This window comes from Priestia sp. D3YE.R1 (genome assembly GCF_049199565.1).
Classification (GTDB): Bacteria; Bacillota; Bacilli; order Bacillales; family Bacillaceae_H; genus Priestia; species Priestia aryabhattai.
On record NZ_JBLTHW010000002.1, the window covers coordinates 20,756 to 43,408 of the forward strand.

22 protein-coding genes are annotated in these 22,653 nt (G+C 38.8%); 15 read left to right on the forward strand and 7 right to left on the reverse strand.

The window, feature by feature from the left end; translation table 11 throughout:
- Window positions 1-7: 7 nt before the first annotated feature.
- Entirely contained in the window at window positions 8-313 is a 306-nt protein-coding gene (locus ACOZIR_RS12455; RefSeq protein ID WP_013081707.1) for an HNH endonuclease, read from the forward strand.
- Window positions 314-359: 46 nt separating this feature from the next.
- On the opposite strand, the gene ACOZIR_RS12460 is transcribed toward ACOZIR_RS12455, so the two are convergent.
- The 6 genes from ACOZIR_RS12460 to ACOZIR_RS12485 form a co-directional block, all read right to left on the reverse strand.
- The gene (locus tag ACOZIR_RS12460; RefSeq protein WP_025749935.1) at window positions 360-578 is read right to left on the reverse strand and encodes a spore germination protein; all 219 of its coding nucleotides are present in this window, start codon (window positions 576-578) and stop codon (window positions 360-362) included.
- Window positions 579-638: 60 nt separating this feature from the next.
- Window positions 639-1,070, reverse strand: a complete 432-nt coding sequence (locus ACOZIR_RS12465; RefSeq protein WP_045295278.1) for a spore germination protein GerPE — start codon at window positions 1,068-1,070, stop codon at window positions 639-641.
- Between the two features lie 12 nt (window positions 1,071-1,082).
- Window positions 1,083-1,259, reverse strand: coding sequence for a hypothetical protein (locus ACOZIR_RS12470; RefSeq protein ID WP_045295277.1), 177 nt, complete (start codon window positions 1,257-1,259; stop codon window positions 1,083-1,085).
- On the reverse strand, window positions 1,256-1,972 hold the full coding sequence (gerPC, locus tag ACOZIR_RS12475) for a spore germination protein GerPC (RefSeq protein WP_045295276.1): 717 nt from the start codon (window positions 1,970-1,972) through the stop codon (window positions 1,256-1,258). The genes ACOZIR_RS12470 and gerPC overlap by 4 nt, the downstream gene beginning before the upstream one ends.
- 89 nt (window positions 1,973-2,061) lie before the next feature.
- The gene (locus tag ACOZIR_RS12480; RefSeq protein ID WP_029324687.1) at window positions 2,062-2,337 is read right to left on the reverse strand and encodes a spore germination protein GerPB; all 276 of its coding nucleotides are present in this window, start codon (window positions 2,335-2,337) and stop codon (window positions 2,062-2,064) included.
- Window positions 2,338-2,367: 30 nt separating this feature from the next.
- A complete protein-coding gene (locus ACOZIR_RS12485) occupies window positions 2,368-2,589 on the reverse strand; it encodes a spore germination protein (protein WP_013055358.1) in 222 nt (73 codons plus the stop codon).
- A gap of 198 nt (window positions 2,590-2,787) precedes the next feature.
- Between ACOZIR_RS12485 and ACOZIR_RS12490 the strand changes: the two genes are divergently transcribed.
- Window positions 2,788-3,960 carry a DUF418 domain-containing protein gene (locus tag ACOZIR_RS12490; RefSeq protein ID WP_045295274.1) on the forward strand — a complete coding sequence of 391 codons (1,173 nt, stop codon included), beginning with the start codon at window positions 2,788-2,790 and terminating at the stop codon, window positions 3,958-3,960.
- 78 nt (window positions 3,961-4,038) lie between these two features.
- Window positions 4,039-4,386: a DUF1516 family protein gene (locus tag ACOZIR_RS12495; protein WP_014461635.1), complete on the forward strand. Its 348-nt coding sequence runs from the start codon at window positions 4,039-4,041 to the stop codon at window positions 4,384-4,386.
- A 245-nt stretch (window positions 4,387-4,631) separates the two neighbouring features.
- On the opposite strand, the gene ACOZIR_RS12500 is transcribed toward ACOZIR_RS12495, so the two are convergent.
- On the reverse strand, window positions 4,632-5,192 hold the full coding sequence (locus ACOZIR_RS12500; protein ID WP_045295272.1) for a DUF2777 domain-containing protein: 561 nt from the start codon (window positions 5,190-5,192) through the stop codon (window positions 4,632-4,634).
- A 171-nt stretch (window positions 5,193-5,363) separates the two neighbouring features.
- Here ACOZIR_RS12500 and asnB point away from each other — a divergent pair, with 171 nt between their 5' ends.
- From asnB to ACOZIR_RS12560, 12 genes are all read left to right on the forward strand, one after another.
- Complete coding sequence (gene asnB, locus ACOZIR_RS12505; RefSeq protein WP_045295271.1) at window positions 5,364-7,211, forward strand: asparagine synthase (glutamine-hydrolyzing); 1,848 nt, start codon at window positions 5,364-5,366, stop codon at window positions 7,209-7,211.
- Between the two features lie 316 nt (window positions 7,212-7,527).
- The gene (locus ACOZIR_RS12510) at window positions 7,528-9,060 is read left to right on the forward strand and encodes a phytoene desaturase family protein (RefSeq protein ID WP_045295270.1); all 1,533 of its coding nucleotides are present in this window, start codon (window positions 7,528-7,530) and stop codon (window positions 9,058-9,060) included.
- Complete coding sequence (locus tag ACOZIR_RS12515; protein WP_310878285.1) at window positions 9,057-10,514, forward strand: phytoene desaturase family protein; 1,458 nt, start codon at window positions 9,057-9,059, stop codon at window positions 10,512-10,514. Before ACOZIR_RS12510 ends, ACOZIR_RS12515 begins: the two co-directional genes overlap by 4 nt.
- Before the next feature lie 59 nt (window positions 10,515-10,573).
- Window positions 10,574-11,422, forward strand: a complete 849-nt coding sequence (locus ACOZIR_RS12520; RefSeq protein WP_045295267.1) for a phytoene/squalene synthase family protein — start codon at window positions 10,574-10,576, stop codon at window positions 11,420-11,422.
- A 184-nt stretch (window positions 11,423-11,606) separates the two neighbouring features.
- Window positions 11,607-11,948, forward strand: a complete 342-nt coding sequence (locus tag ACOZIR_RS12525) for a P-II family nitrogen regulator (protein ID WP_028412404.1) — start codon at window positions 11,607-11,609, stop codon at window positions 11,946-11,948.
- Between the two features lie 37 nt (window positions 11,949-11,985).
- A complete protein-coding gene (locus ACOZIR_RS12530; protein ID WP_045295264.1) occupies window positions 11,986-13,386 on the forward strand; it encodes an ammonium transporter in 1,401 nt (466 codons plus the stop codon).
- Between the two features lie 149 nt (window positions 13,387-13,535).
- A complete protein-coding gene (locus ACOZIR_RS12535) occupies window positions 13,536-15,050 on the forward strand; it encodes an alpha-amylase family glycosyl hydrolase (RefSeq protein WP_045295263.1) in 1,515 nt (504 codons plus the stop codon).
- A 57-nt stretch (window positions 15,051-15,107) separates the two neighbouring features.
- The gene (locus ACOZIR_RS12540) at window positions 15,108-16,142 is read left to right on the forward strand and encodes a LacI family DNA-binding transcriptional regulator (protein WP_045295261.1); all 1,035 of its coding nucleotides are present in this window, start codon (window positions 15,108-15,110) and stop codon (window positions 16,140-16,142) included.
- Between the two features lie 503 nt (window positions 16,143-16,645).
- Complete coding sequence (gene pruA / locus ACOZIR_RS12545; RefSeq protein ID WP_045291950.1) at window positions 16,646-18,193, forward strand: L-glutamate gamma-semialdehyde dehydrogenase; 1,548 nt, start codon at window positions 16,646-16,648, stop codon at window positions 18,191-18,193.
- A gap of 23 nt (window positions 18,194-18,216) precedes the next feature.
- Window positions 18,217-19,422, forward strand: a complete 1,206-nt coding sequence (locus tag ACOZIR_RS12550; protein ID WP_045291949.1) for an ornithine--oxo-acid transaminase — start codon at window positions 18,217-18,219, stop codon at window positions 19,420-19,422.
- Window positions 19,423-19,525: 103 nt separating this feature from the next.
- Window positions 19,526-21,205 carry a M20/M25/M40 family metallo-hydrolase gene (locus ACOZIR_RS12555; RefSeq protein ID WP_045291948.1) on the forward strand — a complete coding sequence of 560 codons (1,680 nt, stop codon included), beginning with the start codon at window positions 19,526-19,528 and terminating at the stop codon, window positions 21,203-21,205.
- A 23-nt stretch (window positions 21,206-21,228) separates the two neighbouring features.
- Window positions 21,229-22,647, forward strand: a complete 1,419-nt coding sequence (locus ACOZIR_RS12560) for an amino acid permease (protein ID WP_045291947.1) — start codon at window positions 21,229-21,231, stop codon at window positions 22,645-22,647.
- The last annotated feature ends 6 nt before the right edge of the window (window positions 22,648-22,653 follow it).

Below are 22,653 nucleotides of genomic sequence, written 5' to 3' on the forward strand. Positions count from 1 at the left end.
AATCTATATGAAGAAAAAAGACAGGCGAATAGGAACATGCGAATTATGCGGAAGGCAGGATGTCTTGACGACCGTACATCATTTAACGCCAAAGGAAATGGGCGGAGCGTTTGAACCGACGGCAAACTTATGTATTCCGTGTCATAAACAAATTCATGCGTTATACACAAATGATGAATTAGCCATTCGTCTTAATACGATTTCTTTATTACAAGCTGATTCTAAAATTAGCTCTTTTATTAAATGGATTCGTAAACAGCCTTCTTCTAAATTACCTAAAACCAAAAAATCAAACAGCCGAAAATCCAAGTGAATAAAAAACCCCTTATCCGCTTTAATAGCAAAGATAAGGGGTTTTTTTAAGCGTTTGCTGCTATATTTTGATCAAATAAATCTGGATCTAACGTATTTGTTCCTGAAATGCCGTTATTGGTATTAACAAAGTTCCCTGTATTTAAAGAACCGGAGCCTGAGGCTGTTTTAGCAGCGCTTTTTGGAGAAACATAGAACGTATCTCCAAACGTTACGACACCGCCTCCGACGCTCATGATACTAACGGGTCCAATTATTGCTGGCATGAAGTTCACACCCTTTTTTTCGTGATATTAATTTAATATATGAGCAGCTTCTTAAAAGGTTCAATCATCGCTGCGAGCTTGTGAAGTAGGGCTGTTTGATGTTCCTGTTTCAGCTTCCTTTGAAGGTTCATCGTTGATCAGTTCACGAATATGCTTAATGCGAGCTTCTGCATAAACATTGCACGTTGAGCCCACATGAATAACTGACGAGAATGAACATCCTTTTATATCAATTCTGTTAACGCGTATCAAAGGTATTTCATTCCATATTTGAACGGGAATAGGTTCGTAATCGCCATGGGGAATAGGCTCACTAAAGATAGCATAATCATCAAAATTTCCTTCTCTGCCGTAGAAAAACGGGTATTGTCTCCGATCAGCTAAAGCTTTATTGAGTAGGTGAATTTCTGTTGAATCTCCAATTTGGCAAAAAGAGCTCGCCGACAAGGAATTAATTTCTATATAATTAACAGAAGATGTGCGTGAAAGCATACATACGCTCCTTTATGATAACGATAGTGGAACATAAGGGCCGATAATCAAAGATTCCGCTGGCGTATCAAATGTTGAGGATAGAGAGATGTAATTTGCATCACCAATTAAAAAAAGAGAGGAAGAAGATACACCTGTAATATTAATGTCTCCAACAAGCAATTCACGGTTTACAACGTTAAAGTTCATGAAGGGGGTCCACCTTTCTTTAAAGATTCAGGTAAATACGTTAAAAATGCGTCAATTCCTTTTTTCATATCTTCGTAAAGTTTACCGATAATTTGCGGTTTAATTTGTTCAAAATTTCGTTCCATTTCTTCCGGCTGAACTTGCTGTATATAAAAAGTAATCCGCTGCTGCAGCTGCTTTTTAATATCCTCTAAAATAAACTCGTAGTACGATTCATCAATCATCATCGAGCGCTCATCAAGCACATGTTGAACCATAGAAAACCCATGTTGATTAAGTTCACCTAAAATCGTTTCGTGAATATCAGAGACCCACTGCTTTTCCGGGTGGCGATCCAATGGCTTTAAGCTGGGATTTTGCGGTCCAGGACCTCCGGGTTGTCCCGGCTGCTCACCTTGAGGCGGCTGCCCTTGGGGCTGAGCTCCTTGCGGAAATGTTACTTCTGGTTTCTCATTAATAATGATATCTTCTAAATTATCGGGTGTAAGAGGATTCAATCCAATATTTAATGTTCCATCTAAAGAATCAATTTTTAACTGTTCAAATTTATATTCAATTTTATCAATTTTAATAGGTGGCTGTTCACCTAATTCTTTTATTTTTTGCTGAAGTTCTTGTACGTTTTTTTCAAGCTGAGCAATGCGTCCTTCTTGCTGCTGAATATACGAAGACATTTGCTGAACATACTGATGAACTTGCTGAATATAGTTCATGTTATCCACCTTCAATCACCTCGATTCCCTTATCTTCCGATAAAGAAAATAGTTATATATATACATATGGCGATGAAGGTTGTAACATGTCAGTCGTTGTCTCGAGCTGGGGGAGTTAAAGACTGGGAAAAAGGAGCTGGGGCAGTTCCTGCGCCGGTTCCTGGGGTAAATGTAGAAGGAGAAACAGATCCAAGAATGCCTTTTTTTGTTTCAGTAGGTGCAGCACCTGTAAATCCTCCTGTATTAAAGAGATTTGAGTTTGGCTTAATGACACCGACGCTTCCAATTTGAAGTACCGAAGAGTTACTGACAGCACTGATTTTCATACTTTGAATACAGATACTTTGATTCACATAAAAGTTCATAAGCATCCTCCTGTATGAGCTTCATTTCTATTAGAGATTTCCAGCGACATTTTGATCATTTACGTCATTGTCCGACGTATTCGTTGAGCTCTGCTGATTCACAACATATAATCCGTCGCCTGTATTAAACGAACCTGCGCCAGCAAATGTTTTAGCAGTAGAAATAGGGGCTATTGTATAAACATCTCCAATATGAAAGACGCTGGCTGAACCAACACTGTTAAGATTAACAACACCAACAATGGCAGGCATAGGCAAACACCCTTTTAATTTAGTCTAGTAACAGCATATGAAGCCTAGACAAAAAGGTGATTAATGCTTTTTCCTTATCTATATGCAAAGAGTAAGTAAAACATTAAAGAGAGGAATGGAAATAGTAAACATTGAAGAAAAATTTTTATGTTCGATATAATGTGAAAGCAATAATGAAATCATGTAAGGTGTGAAAGAATGAAACGATTCAAAATGAACGCGACTGATAAAGAACAGCGTATTGAAGCAGCGGATGTATTAAAAGGAATCGCGCTTATTGGTATTTTGCTGATGAACATGCCGGATTTTTATTCGCCTGCTTCCTATTACGACAATAATTTGTTTGATGGTTCAAGAATGAATACTGTTGCTAATGGATTAGTTGATATAATAGTAGGGCAGACAGGGTACGCGCTGCTCGCTATTTTGTTTGGATTTGGTTTTATGAAAATGTTTCAGCGTACATACGAAAGGCAAGTAAGCTTTACTCCTTTTTATGTACGAAGAATGACGGCTTTGCTTCTCGTTGGAGCTATTCATGCTGTATTTATTTGGCATGGTGATATGATTATGATATACAGCTTCTTTGCTTTGATTATGCTATTTTTTCAAGAAGCAAAGAAAGAAGTGTTATTAGCGTGGGGAACCGGAATATTTAGTATTTATGCTTTGATTATGATTGTTATTTTAACAGTAGCGGCTTTTGCTAATGAAGGAGATACAGCAGCGGGAATTCACCAGCCTATTATTGACCAAGCGCTTCAAGTATATGGACACGGAAGTTTTGCGTCGATTTTTCATCAGCGTTTGCTGGATTGGTACTACGCGTATAATTTAAATACGGTTCCTTTTCTGTTTTTATCGCTATTTCCACTATTTTTATTAGGCGGTTTTATGGCGAAAAGCGAGTGGTTCGAAGAAACAGAAGAATATATAGTGGAGACAAAGTGGCTTTGTCTTATTTCATTTATCGCGTATACAGCATCATCCGTACTGCCGTATGCTTTAGATCACAATGTAGCTACATCCTATATCCACGATGCAATCGGAGGAACGGCAGGAGCTATTTTTATTGTAACGTTGGTCACATTAGCTATGCGAAGTGTATCTATTCAAAAAATCATGCAGCCATTTGCTCTTTTGGGGAGAATGATTTTAACTAACTATATTGTCCAGTCCATTGTATGTACATTCCTTTTTTACTCATATGGGTTAGGGTACTACGGACATATTTCCATTGTAGAAGGGTTGGCTATTGCGGGGATTATCATTTTTATTCAACTGCTGGGAAGCTGGATATGGATGAGCCTATTCTCAGATGGACCGCTTGAAAAACTCATTCGGTATGCTACTTATGGACGCAGCCGCTAAAAATCCTTTTCTTTCCTTATATTATTGGTGAAGGAAAGGTTTTCATGATATGATATTTTCAGAAAGGACGTGAGATGAATGGCTCCACTACATATTCATGTAACGCTTTGGACATTATTGATTATCTCGTTTGTGGTTTCGTTGATTTTACATCGAGCAGGTAAAGCTAAAGGTCAGAAAATTCTACATATGGTAGCGAGACTTCTATACTTATTAGTATTAGTATCAGGTCTGCACATGTTAGCAGCTTGGTACCATTTTCAAGGTGCAGCGCTCATTAAAGGGATTGCCGGAGTGCTAGTGCTTGTGGGAATGGAAATGGTACTTGTTCGTACTGAAAAAGGAAAGCGTACAGGCGTTGCTTGGGCAGTTCTTGCAATTGCGCTTATCTTAGTATTCTATTACGGATATGTCGTACTAGGATAAGAGGATTTTAGTTGAAAGAAAAACCGAAGTATTAATCAGAGTTATTGATTAATACTTCGGTTTTTCTTGTTGTCATCGTGAAGGCAGGTTTCATGTGTGTAGGTGCTTCTAGCTGTTGATTGGAATCTTCGCCTTGCACGGAAACCAATAGCGGTGTAAAAGTAATCCATACGAACTCATATATCCAATTTGTTCGTTTTTAGATTGGGTTGATGAAGTTATGTCTCACACTCTTTTCTGTTGCTTTAATCTAAAAAAAGATTCATTGAGCGTTCTCCATCGTTAACGGTATATTCAAATCGGTCTAGGTACTGGGTGCCTCGTTCGAATAAATGCTGAACGGCACAAATTTTTTCCTCATTGTCATAAATGATAAAATTAGCACCTTTTGTATCACCGTCTGTCGGTAAAAAACATAATGTGTTGTGACAGTAAATACAATCATAAAGAGAGAATTTTAATGAATTTAAGTGCTGAGTGAATGATAAAAAGGTCTCTTTCGGTAGTGATTGAAGAAGCTGTTCGTATGCATAAGGTAGCTTTTTAGTCAGTCGTAGCTTATCCCCATTTCGCAATAAATACGTTCCATCGTGAAGCTTTATTTGACGGTCATCAACCATAATGGCTTTTTCCCAGCGTGTATCAATAAGAAGTTCTAATGTATCATCCATTACTTCATGGAGCATGGAAGCTTCGTCACTTTCATCTTCAAAGAAAATCCACTGTGAATCAACACATTCAACCGTACCAATCACGAAGGAACGCGGCTGATTGTTCATAGCTTGTTGTTTAGAATAATGATTCATAATCAAACCTCCGTGTGAAATTTATCCATATTTTTTTATTGCCTAAAAAAGCTCTCTTTATAACTTGAAAGTAAAAATAAAATATAAGGACAATTCAACTGTAACTATTGCGTGCATACAATGGCATTATTTCATTCATAAACAAGAGCGTGAAAGAAAGGATGATAAACGATGTGTGGTATAACGGGTTGGGTCGACTTAAAGCGATCGCTTTTAAATGAAACAGCAACAATAACAAAAATGGCTGACACTTTATCGAAAAGAGGTCCTGATGACACCAACGTATGGACACAGCAGCACGTTGCTTTTGGGCACAAACGCTTAGTTGTAGTAGATCCTCAAGGCGGAAGACAGCCGATGACACGAGAAAAAAATGAACAGCTCTACACGCTTTGCTATAATGGAGAGCTTTACAACACGGAAGATATTCGGAAAGAATTACTAAAAAGAGGTTATCAATTTCAAGGACATTCAGATACGGAAGTACTTCTAACATCTTATATAGAATGGAAAGAATCATGCGTAGATCATTTTAACGGTATCTTTGCTTTTTCGATCTGGGATGAAGCCAATGAAAAGTTATTTATAGCACGCGACAGAATGGGAGTAAAGCCCTTATTCTATCGATCTTATGAAGGTGGAATTCAATTTGCATCAGAATTAAAGGCGATATTAGCTCATCCTGAGGTAAAAGCGGAAGTAGGATTAGATGGATTAGCAGAAGTGTTTGGCTTAGGACCTTCTCGTTCTCCGGGCCACGGCGTATTTAAAGAAATAAATGAATTGCGCCCGGCTCACGCGCTCACGCTTACGCGTAACGGATTGAAGATTTGGCGATACTGGAACGTAAAAAGTGAGCAGCATACAGATGATTTAGCTGAAACGACAGAAAAAGTTAAATTTTTAGTGCAAGACGCGATTATAAGACAGCTAGTGTCGGATGTCCCGGTTTGTACATTTTTATCAGGTGGAGTGGACTCAAGCGCCATTACAGCAATTGCTGCAAATGCGTTCAAAGAAAGTGGAAAAGGCTCTCTTCATACGTATTCTATCGATTATGAAGACAATGATAAATTTTTTAAAGCAAATGAGTTTCAGCCAAATTCTGATGGAACTTATATCAAGCTCATGTCGGATACGTTTCAAACAAATCATCACCGCTGCATTATTTCAACGGAGGACCTTGTGCAGCATTTAACAGAGGCTGTAGAGGTGAGAGACCTTCCTGGAATGGCTGATGTAGATTCATCGCTGCTTTGGTTTTGCCGTGAAATCAAACAAGATTTTGTCGTGAGCTTATCAGGAGAATGTGCAGATGAAATTTTTGGAGGATATCCGTGGTTTCACCGAAAGCATGATTTGTCTTCGGATACCTTCCCGTGGATGCGTTCATTAGATGCTCGAATTGATTTGCTGCAAAGCTCATGGAGAAAGAAATTACAGTTAGAAGACTATGTGCGTGCAAGATATGAAGAAACATTAAAGGAAGTGCCTGAACTAGAAGGTGAATCGTTAGAAGATGCGCAGCGGAGAAAGCTGTTTTATTTAAATCAGGTTTGGTTTATGACAACTTTATTAGATCGTAAAGATCGTATGAGCATGGGCGCGAGCTTAGAAGTACGCGTACCTTTTGCAGATCATCGCCTTGTGGAATATGCATGGAATATTCCGTGGGAGATGAAAATGACGGGCAATAAAGAGAAGGGGATTTTACGCAAAGCGCTTGAAGGAATTTTGCCTCATGACGTTCTTTATCGCAAGAAAAGCCCTTACCCTAAAACGCATAACCCAGCTTATACGAAAGCTGTAACTGTATGGCTTCAATCTCTTTTACAAGATAAACAGTCACCTCTTCACGAATTTTTTGATAAGCAGCAGTTAAAGCATATTATTGATACAGGCGGAGAAGGATTTAAAGCGCCGTGGTTTGGTCAATTAATGACAGGTCCTCAGCTGCTAGCTCATCTAGCTCAAATTCACGTCTGGTTTACTCACAATAATATTCAAATTGTTGAATGACAGGACCCTCTCAGTACGGAGGGTTTTTTTTTATGAAATAAGTCATCTATTTCTCTTTTTTATACGTTTAAGTAGAGAAGAAGACCGCAGTCTATTTTTGTATAACTTTACATAGATATAAAATAAAAGCTTGAAAGCACCGAATACAGGGAAAGTGTACTGAAACCCTGGAAAAATGGTACAAACGTCATATTTTCATGGTTTAGTTATTGGTAATTTTATGATTCGAATAAAGACAAGCAGTTTATCGTTGTGTTTAATAATAAAGATTTGTATAATGTTTGTATAACTATTGTATAAGATTAGGAGTGTATGTATGCAAAAAAACGTAATCGTGATTGGAGCAGGTCCAGGAGGACTAGCGGCAGCAATGCTGTTAGCAAGTCATGGCTATAAAGTAGATGTATATGAAAAGCAAGGATACGTGGGCGGGCGAAATTCAGCGATTAAAATGTCAGGTTATACGTTTGATATGGGTCCTACATTTTTGAGCATGCCACAGATTTTTGAAGAATTATTTCAAGCTGCTAATCGCAATGCGCATGACTATATGGACTTAAAACGTCTAAATCTCATGTATGAGCTTATCTTTGATGATGCGCAGATTCAGATGACGGATAACCATAAAAAGATGAAAGAAGAAATCGAACGTTTATACCCAGGAAACGGAGAAGGCTATGAGCGCTTTATGAAAGACACCGAAGCAAAGATGGCGGCTTTGCTACCTTTATTGCAGGGCCAGATGGATCGTTTTCATCACTATTTAAAGCCTGAAGCAATTCGAGCACTGCCGCATTTATCCTTAGGTAAAACGCTCTATGATGTACTTGGCAAGTATTTCACTGATGAGAAATTGAAATTAGCTTTTACTTTTCAATCGAAGTACTTGGGAATGTCCCCTTGGGAATGTCCAGGAGCCTTTTCTATTTTATCGTTTATGGAACATGCTTACGGTATCTTCCATCCGATAGGAGGAGTAAATCAGCTATCTCAAGCAATGGCAAAAGTAGTGGAAGAACATCAAGGACACATCCACTTAAACCAAGGTGTTCAAAAACTATGGATTGAAAAGAAGAGAGTAAAAGGAATTATTCTAGAAAATGGAGAGCGAATAGGAGCAGACGACGTCATTATCAATGGAGATTTTGCTCATGCGATGACGAATTTAATAGATGAAGGTACGCTTAAAAAATATGCAGTTAAAAAACTTGAAAAGAAAAAATACTCTTGTTCCACTTTTATGATTTATCTAGGCATAGACAAACAGTACAAAGATCTGCCTCATCACACGATTGTGTTCGCTGAAGATTATAAAAAAAATGTAGAAGAGATCACAAAAACGTTAGCTCTTTCAGAAGACCCTTCCATCTACATTCAAAACCCAAGTGTAACAGACCCAACTTTAGCACCAGAAGGAAAGTCTGCTCTTTATATTTTAGCGCCGGTTCCAAATAATTTCAGCGGTGTAAACTGGGAGGAAAAACAAAAAGCTTTTCGAGATGCAGTATTAAAAATTGTAGAAAAGAAAACGGGTTTCAAAGATTTAGAGAGTCATATTGAAGTTGAAAAAATCATTTCACCAAAGCAGTGGGAAGAAGACGTGCTTGTCTATAAAGGAGCGACATTTAACCTTGGACATCAGCTCACTCAAATGATGGTGCTGCGTCCGCATAATAAATTTGAAGAATTAGAAAATTGCTGGCTAGTTGGAGGAGGAACTCATCCAGGGAGCGGTCTACCAACTATTCTGGAATCATCTCGCATTACGACAAAGCTCATCTTAAAAAGAGACGGACAATTACTGAATGAGCCGTTTAAAACCATGAAGGAAATGGAGAGTGCATTATGAGAACAGCAATTGTTGGAGGCGGCATAGGGGGGTTAATTACCGCTTTGTTATTAAGTAAACGAGGTTTTTCTGTTGATATTTTCGAAAAGGAAAATAAGCTGGGCGGCCGGTTGGCGTTTGTAGAAAAAGACGGTTATAAAATTGATGAAGGTCCCACGATTGTCTTGCTACCTTTAATGCTTGAACGTATTTTAGATGAAGCGGGCATTTCTGCTTCTCAATATGAACTAATACGCTGTGATCCACTTTATGATCTTCATTTTCCAGACGGTACGACCTATACAAAAAAAGCGACTGAAAAAGATCAGTTAGAGGAGATTAGCCGTTTGTTTCCAGGCGAAGAGCAAAACTACCGGCGTTTTATGACTGAATTAAAAAAGCGATTTGAATTAGGAAGTAAGGCATTTTTGGAAAAAACATTTGTAAATAAACGAGATTTTTGGACATGGCAAAACATTAAGGCATTAAAAAAAATGAATGCAAATAAATCAATGAGAAAATTTGTTTCAACGTATTTCCAGGATGAACGTCTAGTAGACGCCTACTCACTGCAATCTCTCTATATTGGAGGAAATCCTTATTCGGCACCAGCTATTTATTCCCTTGTTCCTTACAGTGAGCATGCTCATGGCATCTATTACGTAAAAGGGGGATACGCAAGTCTTGTGCCACTTCTTGAAAAGGCGCTTATAGAGCAAGGTGTAAGCATTCATTTGAATAAGGTAGTTCAAGAGCTTTCCATATCAGGAGACAAGACAGAAGGGGTTATTGTTGACGAAAAACTTCACCTATTTGATCAAGTAGTTTTAAATGGCGACTTTCCTAATATGGCGAAAATTGCTCAAAAAAAAGAAAAGAAGTATGTGCCTTCGTCCAGCTGTCTGCTCCTTTACCTTGGTTTGAAGAGAAAATATGATCATCACAATGTGCATCAATACTTTATGGGCAATGATTTGGCTAAACATATGGAAGCAGTGTTTAAGCATAAAACGATTCCTGAAGATCCCGCTATTTATACATTTAATCCCTCTGTTATTGATCCATCGCTAGCTCCTGAAGGGAAAAGTGTGCTGTATGCACTTGTACCGGTTCCATCAGGTGGCCACATTGATTGGAGCAATCAGCAAGACTTTGTTGATGAAATCATTCTGACTTTGGAAGAAAAAGGGTTTGAAGAGCTGCGTAAAGAAATAGAGTGGGTAAAAGTACGCACGCCAAATGATGCTCAAGCATTTGGACTTTACGAAGGTGGAAGCTTTGGTATTGCTCCTGAGCTGTTCCAGTCAGGCGTATTCAGACCCCAGTACCAGCCGTACGAATATAAAAATGTTTTTGCGGTCGGAGCATCTATTCATCCAGGCGGAGGCGTGCCAATTGTTATGCAAGGAGCAAAAATGTTGGCTGATCATCTTATTGAACAATCGTCTATTCAAACGGTTGCAAAGCTTTCTTAAGATCTTGTGAAGCCATAAGGAAATGATGGTTTATCCTTTAATAGAGAAAGGGGTCCTATATGATGAACATTTCGTTAGACAAAGCGTACAATCAGTGTGAAGAAATTATTAAAGAAAACTCAAAAACGTTTTACAAAGCTTTTTCCATGCTGCCGTCAAAACAAAAAAAGGCAGTATGGGCGGTATATGCATTTTGCCGTCAAGTTGATGACATTGTAGATGAAGGAAGCAACCCTGAAATAGAGCTGCAGCAATTCGAAGGAGAATTTGCCCGGTTTAAAAATGGAGAACTATTAAACGAAAGCGCCATGTGGGTAGCTCTGCGAAATGTATTTGAACAATATGAAATGAATGTTCAAGCATTTGATGATATGATTACCGGCCAGCGGATGGATTTAGCAAAAAAAGAATATGAGACGCTTGATGAAGTGAAAACATACTCCTATCACGTAGCGAGTACGGTAGGGTTAATGCTTTTACCGATTTTAGCTCCAACTACTCATAAAGAATTAGAAGAAGAAGCAGTCGCGTTGGGCATTGCGATGCAGCTGACTAACATTTTAAGAGACGTGGGGGAAGACTTAGAGCGAGGGCGCATTTATTTACCGAAAGACCTTATGGATTCTTACGGATATACGCGCACGCTGTTAGAGAACCGGTGGGTCACTTCTGAATTTATAGAAATGTGGGAGCACCTGGCCAAAGAAGCAGAAATGTATTATATAAAAGGGCTTCAGTCAATTCATCAATATCCCGTTGCTTCTCGTTTGCCTCTTACAGGAGCGGCGCATTTATACCGAGCGATTCTTGATAAAATTCGAAAAGAACATTATGAAGTATTTACAGAAAAGCATTTTGTCACAAGTCAAGTGAAAAAACAAATTATGACATCTATTTCTACGGGGTAACGCAAAGGAATTACTTTTCCTTTGCGTTACTTTTTTTGGAAAGATATGAAAGCGCTAACTGTTATGTAAATAAGAAAAAAGTCTCATTTTTATCGCGTATTAACTTGAATATTCAGAAAATTACCTATATGATAATATACATAACATTAAATGTTAATAAAACTAACACAAAAGAGGGGTTACAATGAAAAAAGTAGAAGCCATCATTCGTCCAGAAAAATTTCAAGCACTGCGCGTAAAATTAGAGGAAGTAGGAATAAACGGATTAACGGTCTCAGAAGTGGCAGGCTGCGGTCAGCAAAAAGGAGAGCAGGGACTGTTCAGGGGACAAAGTTTTGAAATCAAACTAGTACCTAAAGTCAAGGTAGAAATGATTTTAGAAGCAGAACAAGTTGATGAAGTCATTAAGATCATTCAATCAATTTGTTCTACGAACCAAATAGGCGACGGAAAGGTTTTTGTATATCCGGTAGAGGATGCTGTACGAATTAGAACAGGAGAAGCAGGTGTAGAGGCTATTTTATAAAAAGAGAGTGTTATTTTAATAGAGGGGGAGTTAAGCGTTGAAAAAGAAAATTAGTGCGGTTTTGTTTATTAGTTTGTTGGCGGCAACACGCGTTAATGCGGCTGATCCAACTGTCGAATCAGTTAGTGCATCAATTGACATGATGTGGGTAATGTTTGGGGCGGTACTTGTATTTTTAATGCACGCAGGGTTTGCGATGGTTGAAACAGGCTTCACTCGTTCGAAAAATTCGCTTAATATCTTAATGAAAAATATGCTAACGGTAGCTGTATCTTCCGTATTGTATTTTGTGATCGGTTTTGCCCTTATGTTTGGTAATTCAAAAGGAGGATTTATCGGTTCAAGCGGTTTCTTTTTAAATGGACAAAGCGATCAAATGAGCTTTTTTGTCTTCCAAATTGTTTTCGCAGCAACGTGTGCTACGATTATTTCAGGAGCGGTAGCGGAACGTATGAAACTATCCAGCTATATGATGCTCACAATTGCTATGGTAGCTGTGATTTATCCAGTTGTAGGTCACTGGGTATGGGGAGGGGGATGGTTGTCCAAACTAGGCTTCGTAGATTTTGCAGGGTCGACGGTTGTTCATTTGACTGGAGCTCTTGGTGCGGCTGTAGCAGTTACTTTTCTAGGAGCACGTCTTGGAAAGTATGGAAGCGATGGAAAAGTCAATGCTATTCAAGGGCATAACATTCCACTTGGCGCATTAGGTGTATTTATCCTCTGGTTTGGCTGGTTTGGATTTAATGGAGGAAGTACATTAGCAGCCGATCCTGCTCTTGTCCCAGGAATCATTGCAACGACATTAATGTCTGGGTCATGCGGAGTCCTGTCTTCTGCTTTATACACAAAGTTTCGCTACAAACGTATTGATGCTAGCTTAACATTAAACGGTGCCTTAGCTGGGCTTGTAGGGATTACAGCTGGAACAGCAAACGTATCGATTCCAGGCGCGATCGTCATTGGGCTGATTGCAGGAATTATTCTAGTAGAAGCTGTGCATTTTATCGATAGCAAAATGAAGTTAGATGATCCAGTTGGTGCTATTACTGTTCATGGAATTTGCGGTATTTGGGGGACGTTAGCAGTGGGGCTGTTTGATACAGCTAATGGTTTATTTTATGGCGGCGGCGTACAGCTATTAGGTATTCAAGCTCTTGGAATTATAGCTGTGATGGGCTGGACAATTGGAACGGTTGGGCTGTTCTTGTTTGTCCTCACGCGTTTTTCTTCTATTCGAGTATCAAGCGAAGAAGAAATTGCTGGTTTAGACTTTGCTGAACACGGTTCATCCGCATATGAATTTCGTGAAAGTTTTGTAGCGACAGGAGACGGTAATCTTCATCCTGAATTTGGTGTTGGACTGATTGATCGATTAAATAAAGTGGGTAAAGTATCGGATAAACCTCATATATCGAACGTAAATGAGACGGTATAGCAGTATATAGATGGAAAAAAGTGATTAAAAGTAAAAACTTTTAATCACTTTTTTTGTTTTTATCAACTTATTTAACAATAATGTAAGCGTTAACGTTATAATGGAAACAAAAGTGAGTTTGAAACAGTTCGTCTATAGGAGGGGAATAGATGAAATGGAAAAGGACAAGTATGCTACTTATACTATTATTACTTTTTGGAAGCAGCGCCTCGGCACAAGGTCATAAAGATATACGTGATGAGGTGATATACTCGTTGATGATTAACCGTTTTTATAACGGAAGTGAACAGAATGATCGAAATGTGAACTATGAACGCTCAGATGCCTATTATGGAGGCGATTTACAGGGAGTAGCACAAAAGTTAGACTATATTCAAGAGATGGGATTTACCGCTGTTTTATTAACTCCTTTTATGGAAAATGATGAGACAGGCTATCATGGATATGCGGTGACCAACCATTATAAAATAGACGATCATTTTGGAACGTTAAAAGACTTACAAAATCTTGTGAAGAAAGCACATGAGCGCAATATGAAAATTATGGTCGAATTTCCTTTGACAATCAGTAACAATCATACCTGGGTAGCAGATAAAGGAAAACAAACATGGATAAGTAATGAATCCGTTACAGATAATGAAGTAATTAAAGCATTGCCGCACTTTAATCTAAAAGAAAGCGTTGTGCAGAAATACCTTATTAAAAATGCTGCTTGGTGGAGCAAACAAGCAGATATTGACGGATATTACGTTAAAGATATCGATCAAGCTCCTTCTGCATTTATTTCATCCTTTTCTCAAACGTTAAAAAGCATGGATCCTTCCTTTCTATTAATAGGAGAAATAAGCGGGCATTCATTAAAAAAAAGTGAGCAGGCTGATTTATTAGGAATGGATTTGCTTGTAGATAGAACGCTAGCTGAAGCCACTGCTGCTACGTTTAGCGGTACTAATCGTCCGCAGAAAATGTTGTATGACAAGTGGAAAAAAGGAAGTAATTTGCCTTTAACAAATTTTTTAGATGATGTTCATAGCACACGTTTTACAGCAAAAGCATTAAAAAGTGAAAACCATCCTGGAGCCCGAACAAAGCAAGGGCTTTCCTACCTTTATACTTCGCCTAGTGTACCAATCGTTTTTTATGGAACAGAAATTGCGCTGAATGGGGGAAAGGGAGCAGAAAATTATGGCATGATGAATTTTTTAGCTAATCCCGATATTATAGATCATTTAAAAAAATTGGCTGAACTTAGAGCAAAATCGCCTTCTCTTCGAAAGGGAAGCTTTACCCTTGTGTCTGAGCAAAAAGGTGTGGCTGTATACAAGAGAAGGTATAAGGACGAAACGACGTTTGTTGTGATCAATAATACAAAGGAAACGTCGGCCATTAATGTCCCGCTTAAAAAAGTTGGAAAAGAAAATGAATTAAGAGGGTTAATAACGGAAGGAATTATACGACCAGTTGACGATGTATACAACATTTCATTGGAGCCTGAGACTACAAATGTATATAAAGTAGTGAAAAATTCAGGGGTTAATATTGGATATATCGCAGCGGTTGCCGCTGTTTATACGGGATTCGGCATCTTTTTGTACAAAGCATCGTCAAAAAGAAGAAAAGAAAAGAAAATTTCTCAATCTCATAAAAAGGACAGCGCGTCGTAGTTGTCAAACTATATTGGATAAGTAGTAATGAAGAAAACATAATTAAGAGGTGGAATTATGGGTGTAACAATAAAAGATGTGGCAAATTTAGCAAATGTAGCCCCTTCGACGGTATCTCGCGTCATTGCAGACAGCTCAAGAATTAGTGAAAAAACAAAACAGCGCGTGCGATCGGCTATGAAAGAACTTGGTTATCACCCAAATATTATTGCGCGAAGTCTAGCAAATCAAACGACAGAGGCAGTCGGCCTAGTGATGCCGAGCTCAGCAGACAAGGTGTTTCAAAATCCATTCTTCCCAGAAGTGCTAAGAGGAATCAGCACCGGGGCTCACGAAAACAAAAGAGCGATTTATATGTCCACTGGAGAAACGGAAGAAGAGATTTTTGCAGAAGTTGTTCAAATGGTACAGGGAAGACGAGTGGATGGATTAATTTTGCTGTACTCCAAAGTTGATGATCAAGTACTTTCTTATTTACAAGAACAGAGCGTGCCGTTTGTAGTTATTGGAAAGCCGTTTAAGCATAGTGAAAGCATTACGTTTGTTGATAATGATAATTTTAAAGCTGGAAAAGAAGCGACGGAATATTTAATTGAATCTGGTCATGAGCGTATTGCGTTTATTGGTGGAAGTCTTGAATTAGTCGTTACCATTGACCGTTTAACAGGCTATGATAAAGCGATTCAAAAAGCAAACATTCCTTACCGGGACGAGTATGTGATTCATGAAGAATTTCTACAGAAAGGAGGAAAAGAAGCTGTTTGCGAACTTTTATCTCTAAAAGAACGTCCAACGGCCCTAGTAGTAGCAGATGACCTAATGGCATTAGGTGTTTTAAATACATTGGATGAAATGGGAATTTCGGTTCCAGAAGACATCTCTATTGTCAGTTTTAATAATGTCTTAATCGCTGAAATGGCTAGACCAGCTCTTACATCAATTGATATTAATATTTTTGAACTTGGTTATCAGGCTGTAAGCTGCTTGATTAAGCAGATTGAAACGCCATATGCTGTTGCAGAACAAGTGCGCGTTCCTCACAAAATGATTAAAAGACAGTCCTGTAAAACTATTCAAATGACGCAAAGATAACTTAATACAAAAATAGACAGAGGCTGAGACAAAAGTAATATAGTTGAAGGAAGATCCGAACGAGTTTGATTCTTGATGGAGAATTAAACTCGTTCGGATTTTTTCGTTAGTAGGATGAACGTAGGTTTCATGTATGTAGCTGCTTCTTAGCTGTTGATTGGAGGGCAAGGCTCATCGGCCGCTCGCGAAAAGCGAAGCCTTGCATGGAAATCAACAGCGGTGAAACAAGTCATCCATACTAGATTATGTATCCCACTTGTTCGTTTCTAGATTAGATTGATTTAGGTATGTCTTAATGTTCTCTTCATGCTAAAAATTTTGGCGTTTTAAGTGCCAAGAAAATGTACATATGCCAATTATTTTTTCTTTTGTAAAAAAGAAAGAATGATATAAGTGGTGAAAGCCTTGATAAATAAAGAGGATGTGAAGTTTTATTAAAAGTTGGCACGCTATTTGCATAACTATAAAGTAAACAAAGATTTGCATACTAGGAGGTATATATCATGGTAGTTTCTTATTCTCATGAACCATTTACAAATTTTAAGGACGAAAACAATAAAAAGACATTTCAAGAAGCATTAACATATGTAAATACACAGCTTGGCAAAACGTACCCGCTTGTGATCGACGGTGAAAAAGTGGAGACTGAAGAGAAAATTACGTCTGTTAACCCAGCGAATATAAAAGAAGTGATTGGATATGTCTCTACAGTAAATAAAGATCTAGCAGAGCAAGCGATGCAGTCAGCTTTAAAAGCTTTTGAAACGTGGAAAAAATGGAAAGTAGAACATCGAGCAGATATTCTTTTCCGCGCAGCGGCCATCATTCGTCGCAGAAAGCATGAATTTTCTAGTTATCTTGTAAAAGAAGCGGGAAAGCCTTGGAACGAAGCAGATGCTGATACAGCAGAAGCAATTGATTTTTTAGAGTACTACGCACGTCAAGTCCTGACGTTAAAAGATGGTTCCCCAGTACAGAGCCGAGACGGTGAGTATAATCAGTACAATTATATTCCGCTTGGCGTAGGTATTATCATTTCACCATTTAACTTCCCGTTAGCTATTATGGCTGGAACAGCAGTAGCAGCTATCGTAACAGGCAACACGATTTTATTAAAGCCAGCTGATGCCACTCCTGTAGTAGCAGCGAAATTTGTAGAAGTAATGGAAGAAGCAGGTTTACCGAAAGGCGTATTAAACTTTATTCCTGGTGCTACACCTGAAATCGGTGACTACTTAGTTGAACATCCAAAAACACGGTTTGTTTCATTTACCGGTTCGCGCGCAGTAGGTTGCCGCATTTACGAACGAGCAGCAAAAGTACAGCCGGGACAAAAATGGCTAAAACGCGTTATTGCTGAAATGGGCGGAAAAGATACGGTGGTTGTAGACAAAGATGCAGATCTTGATTTAGCAGCTTCTTCAATCGTATACTCTGCATTTGGTTTTGCAGGGCAAAAGTGCTCCGCAGGTTCTCGTGCCGTTGTGCATCAAGATGTGTATGATGAAGTGCTTGAAAAAGCAGTTGCGCTAACCAAAACATTAACCGTTGGCAACCCGGAAGAAGTTTCGACTTATATGGGACCTGTTATTCACGAGGCTTCGTACAATAAAGTATTATCGTATATTGAAATTGGAAAAGAAGAAGGGCGTCTCGTTGCGGGAGGAGAAGCAGACAATTCAACTGGATACTTCATTCAGCCAACTATTTTTGCGGATGTAGATGAAAAAGCTCGTCTCATGCAAGAAGAAATTTTTGGTCCGGTAGTAGCATTCTCTAAAGCGCGAGATTTTGATCATATGATGGAGATTGCAAACAATACAGAATATGCATTAACAGGCGCTTTATTATCAAATAACCGCGAGCATATTGAACGCGCCCGTGAAGAGTTCCATGTTGGAAATCTGTATTTTAACAGAGGCTGTACAGGAGCGATTGTAGGGTACCAGCCTTTTGGCGGATTTAATATGTCAGGAACGGATTCAAAAGCAGGGGGACCGGATTATCTTGTTCTTCACATGCAAGCAAAAACAACATCTGAAACATTCTAATTGGGAAATAAGGAGGAATAAATATGACAACTGAAACACAAAAAACGGTGAAAATCATTGAGCAAACAGAAAAATTCGGGGCACACAACTATCATCCGCTGCCGATTGTAATTGAAAAAGCAGAAGGCGTATGGGTACACGATCCAGAAAATAATAAATATATGGATATGCTAAGTGCTTATTCCGCTGTTAACCAAGGGCACCGTCACCCGAAAATTATTGAAGCATTAAAACGTCAGGCTGATAAAGTAACGTTAACGTCACGAGCGTTTCATAATGATCAGCTTGGCCCATGGTATGAAAAGATTTGTAAATTAACAAATAAAAATATGGCTCTTCCAATGAATACGGGAGCAGAAGCGGTAGAAACAGCCATTAAAGCTGCACGCCGCTGGGCTTACGATGTGAAAGGTGTTGCTGAAAATCAAGCACAAATCATCGCATGTGTGGGCAACTTCCACGGTCGCACAATGACAGCTGTTTCATTATCATCTGAAGCAGAATATCAACGTGGTTTTGGACCGATGCTTCCAGGGCTTCAAACGATTCCTTACGGTGATTTAGAAGCGTTAAAAGCCGCTATTACACCAAATACGGCCGCATTTTTAATGGAGCCAATTCAAGGCGAAGCAGGTATTGTTTTACCTCCAGAAGGCTTCCTAAAAGCTGCAGCTGACTTATGTAAAGAACATAATGTGCTATTTATTGCTGACGAAATTCAAGTCGGCTTAGCGCGTACAGGCAAAATGTTTGCTTGTGATTGGGAAGGCGTAGAACCAGATATGCTGATTTTAGGTAAAGCGCTTGGAGGAGGAGTTTTCCCTATTTCTTGCGTAGTCGCTAACGAAGACATTTTAAGTGTCTTTAACCCTGGTTCTCATGGTTCAACGTTTGGAGGAAACCCGCTTGCTTGTGCCGTATCATTAGCTGCTTTGGAAGTAATTGAAGACGAGAAACTTCCAGCGCGTTCATTAGAACTAGGTTCTTATTTCAAACAGAAGCTCCAAAGCTTAAGTAATCCAGTTGTTAAAGAAGTGCGCGGCCGCGGTCTATTCATCGGGGTAGAATTACACGAAGAGGCTCGTCCTTATTGTGAAAAATTAAAAGACCAAGGTTTGCTTTGTAAAGAAACGCACAGTACGGTTATTCGTTTTGCTCCGCCGTTAACGATTTCAAAAGAAGAGTTGGACTGGGCAATTGAACGAATTGAAAAAGTATTTGCTGAGTAATCGGTTTAAAGTAAATAAAAATAGTACGATATATACATATCGTACTATTTTTATTCATATGCAGCTAAATGACGTTTTTATTTGATAGGCAGGAGGAATAGAAGTGTATACCCAACTCTCACGGCTAAGCATTGAAGAGCAAGTTGAATGTTTAACAAAAGCGTTAGTGAAAATCAAAAGTATCAATGGGACAAGCGGCGAAGTAAAGATTGCTGATTTTATTAAAGACACGCTTCAAAGTTTTCCTTATTTCAAAGAAAATCCGCTTCACATCTGGGAACAAAAAATTAATGGCGATACGCTAGGCAGAAAAAATGTATTTGCTTTTATTCAAGGAAGCCAAAAAAATACTCAAACAATTATTTATCACGCTCACTTAGATACGGTTGGCATTGAAGATTTTGGTTCATTAAAAGACATAGCGTTAGATCCAGAAGCACTTCAGCGCTATTTCTCTATGCATAATATTAATGAAGATGTACAGCGAGATGCTCGCTCAGGTGAATGGATGTTTGGAAGAGGAGCCGTTGATATGCAAAGTGGAATTGCTGTACATTTAGCTAATGTGCTGCATTTTACTAAGCATCAAAATCAATTAGAAGGAAACGTGCTTTTTATGGTCAATCCAGATGAGGAAAGTCAGCATGCTGGAATTATTTCTGCTGTTTCTGAGCTGAACCGTTTGAAAAAAGAAAAAAATCTTTTGTATACAGCAGCGATTAATACCGACTTTATTACACCTCTTTACGATGGAGATTCCACGCGCTATATTTATACAGGAGCCGCTGGGAAACTGCTTCCATGTTTTTATATTTACGGAAGGGAAGTACATGTAGGGGATACGCTTGCTGGCATAGATCCTAATTTGATTGCATCTGAGATTACGAGAAGCATCCATAACAATATTAACCTAGCTGAAAATATTGAAGGAGAGCTGGTACTGCCGCCTTCCTGCCTGTATCAGCGAGATAATAAAGAGGCTTATAATGTGCAAACCGCTGTAAGCAGTCATTTGTATTTTAACTATTTTATCTACGAACGAACGGCAAAAGAAGTGATGAGTCAATTAATTGGAACATCAATCGAAGCATGTGAAAAAGTGGAGAAAAAACTTTCTGATTATTACGAACTTTTTGCTCGGAGAACGAATTTACCAAAGCGAAACTTGTCTTGGAAAGTGGATGTTGTGAGTTTGGAAGATTATCTGGAAGAATTAGATCAAAAAGGGATAAGTGCTCAGGCTTGTATTGAACAAGCTTTCGAACAGTATGCGCATTTAGAACTTAGAACAAGGTGCTTTAAAGTAATTGAAGAACTTCAAAAGTTAGATCCGCATCAAAGTCCGCGCGTAATTGTCTTTTTTGCACCGCCTTACTTGCCTCATAATCACTTGAAGAAAGACGAAAGCAGAGATCAGCAGCTTCTTTATCCTTTACAAGCGGCTGTGGAGAAGGTTGGAAAACAGACGGGAGAGACATTTCAGTTTAAAAAATTCTTCCCCTATCTAGCGGATGGCAGCTTTTTATCTCTTCATGAGACAGATGAGGAAATCGATGCTTTTACACGTAACTTTCCGGGGTGGGGTATTGCAGGGTCGATTCCTTTCCGTGAAATTCGAGAGTTAAATATTCCGTCCATTAATATAGGAGTATATGGGAAAGACGGACATAAGTGGACAGAGCGAGTATACAAGCCTTATTCGTTCGGCGTCCTTCCTAAGTTGATTCAAGAAACAACTGTTCATATATTAAAAAGTTTTCATGCTTGTACAAACACCCTATAAGAAAATGAAGAATGGAGGTACCGATGAAGAGAGATACAGAACAAAACCAATTACAGAGAACAATGAAAAGCAGACATTTATTTATGATTGCGTTAGGAGGCGTGATTGGGACAGGATTATTTTTAGGTTCGGGTTTTACTATTAGCCAGGCGGGGCCGGGAGGAGCCATTCTTGCTTATATAATAGGCGGCTTCCTCATGTACTTAGTTATGCTTTGTTTAGGAGAGCTAGCGGTAGCAATGCCGGTTTCAGGTTCCTTTCAAGAATACGCTACAAGGTTTTTAGGACCTTCTACAGGCTTTATGATTGGATGGCTGTACTGGTTCAGCTGGGCAAATACGACAGGGCTTGAATTTACGTCAGCAGGAATTTTAATGCAGAGGTGGTTTCCTGATGTACCTGTATGGTCATGGTGCTTGATTTTTGGCGTCATTACGTTTTTAATTAACGCTCTTTCTGCTCGAAGCTATGCTGAAACGGAGTTTTGGTTTTCGAGTATTAAAGTTACGGCTATTATTCTATTTATTTTAATGGGAGGAGCTGCTGTTTTTGGTTTTATTGACTTTAAAGGAGGAGAATCCGCACCGTTTCTTTCACATTTCACCCAAGGCGCAGGTCTTTTTCCAAACGGGATACTGGCAGTTCTATTAACTTTAGTAACGGTTAACTTCTCGTTTCAAGGAACGGAGCTTGTCGGCATTGCAGCAGGAGAAAGTGAAAGCCCGGAGAAAACGTTGCCGAGATCTATTCGAAACGTCATTTGGAGAACGCTGTTTTTCTTTGTGTTAGCTATGTTTGTTTTAGTCTCTATTCTTCCATACAAAACAGCGGGAGTTATTGAAAGTCCGTTTGTTGCCGTATTAGATCAAATTGGCATTCCCTACGCAGCGGATATCATGAACTTTGTCATTTTAACAGCCGTTCTATCAGTGGCGAACTCCGGAGTTTATGCTGCTTCTCGTATGCTTTGGTCACTGTCAAACAGCAATATGGGGCCAAAATCTTTAAAGAAATTATCTTCAAAAGGTGTTCCAATTAACGCGTTAATTGTGACGATGATTATTTCAGGATGCTCGTTGATTACAAGCGTCGTGGCTGCTGAAACCGTATATCTTTGGTTTATTTCGATTTCAGGAATGGTGACCATTATTGTTTGGATGTCCATTTGTGCCTCTCAATTTATGTTCCGCCGTCGTTTTTTAGCGGAAGGGGGAGACATAAAGGAATTAAAATTTAAAACGCCGCTTTATCCGTTCGTTCCTATTCTAGGTTTCTGTTTGTATGGACTTGTATTAATCAGCTTAATTTTTATTCCAGATCAACGAATTGGTCTTTACTGCGGGGTCCCTTTAATTATTGTACTCTACGTGTATTATCACGTAGGAATCAAGAAAAATATTAAACAAAAACAATCGGATTCACCGGTTTATAAAGCAAAATAAAAAAGA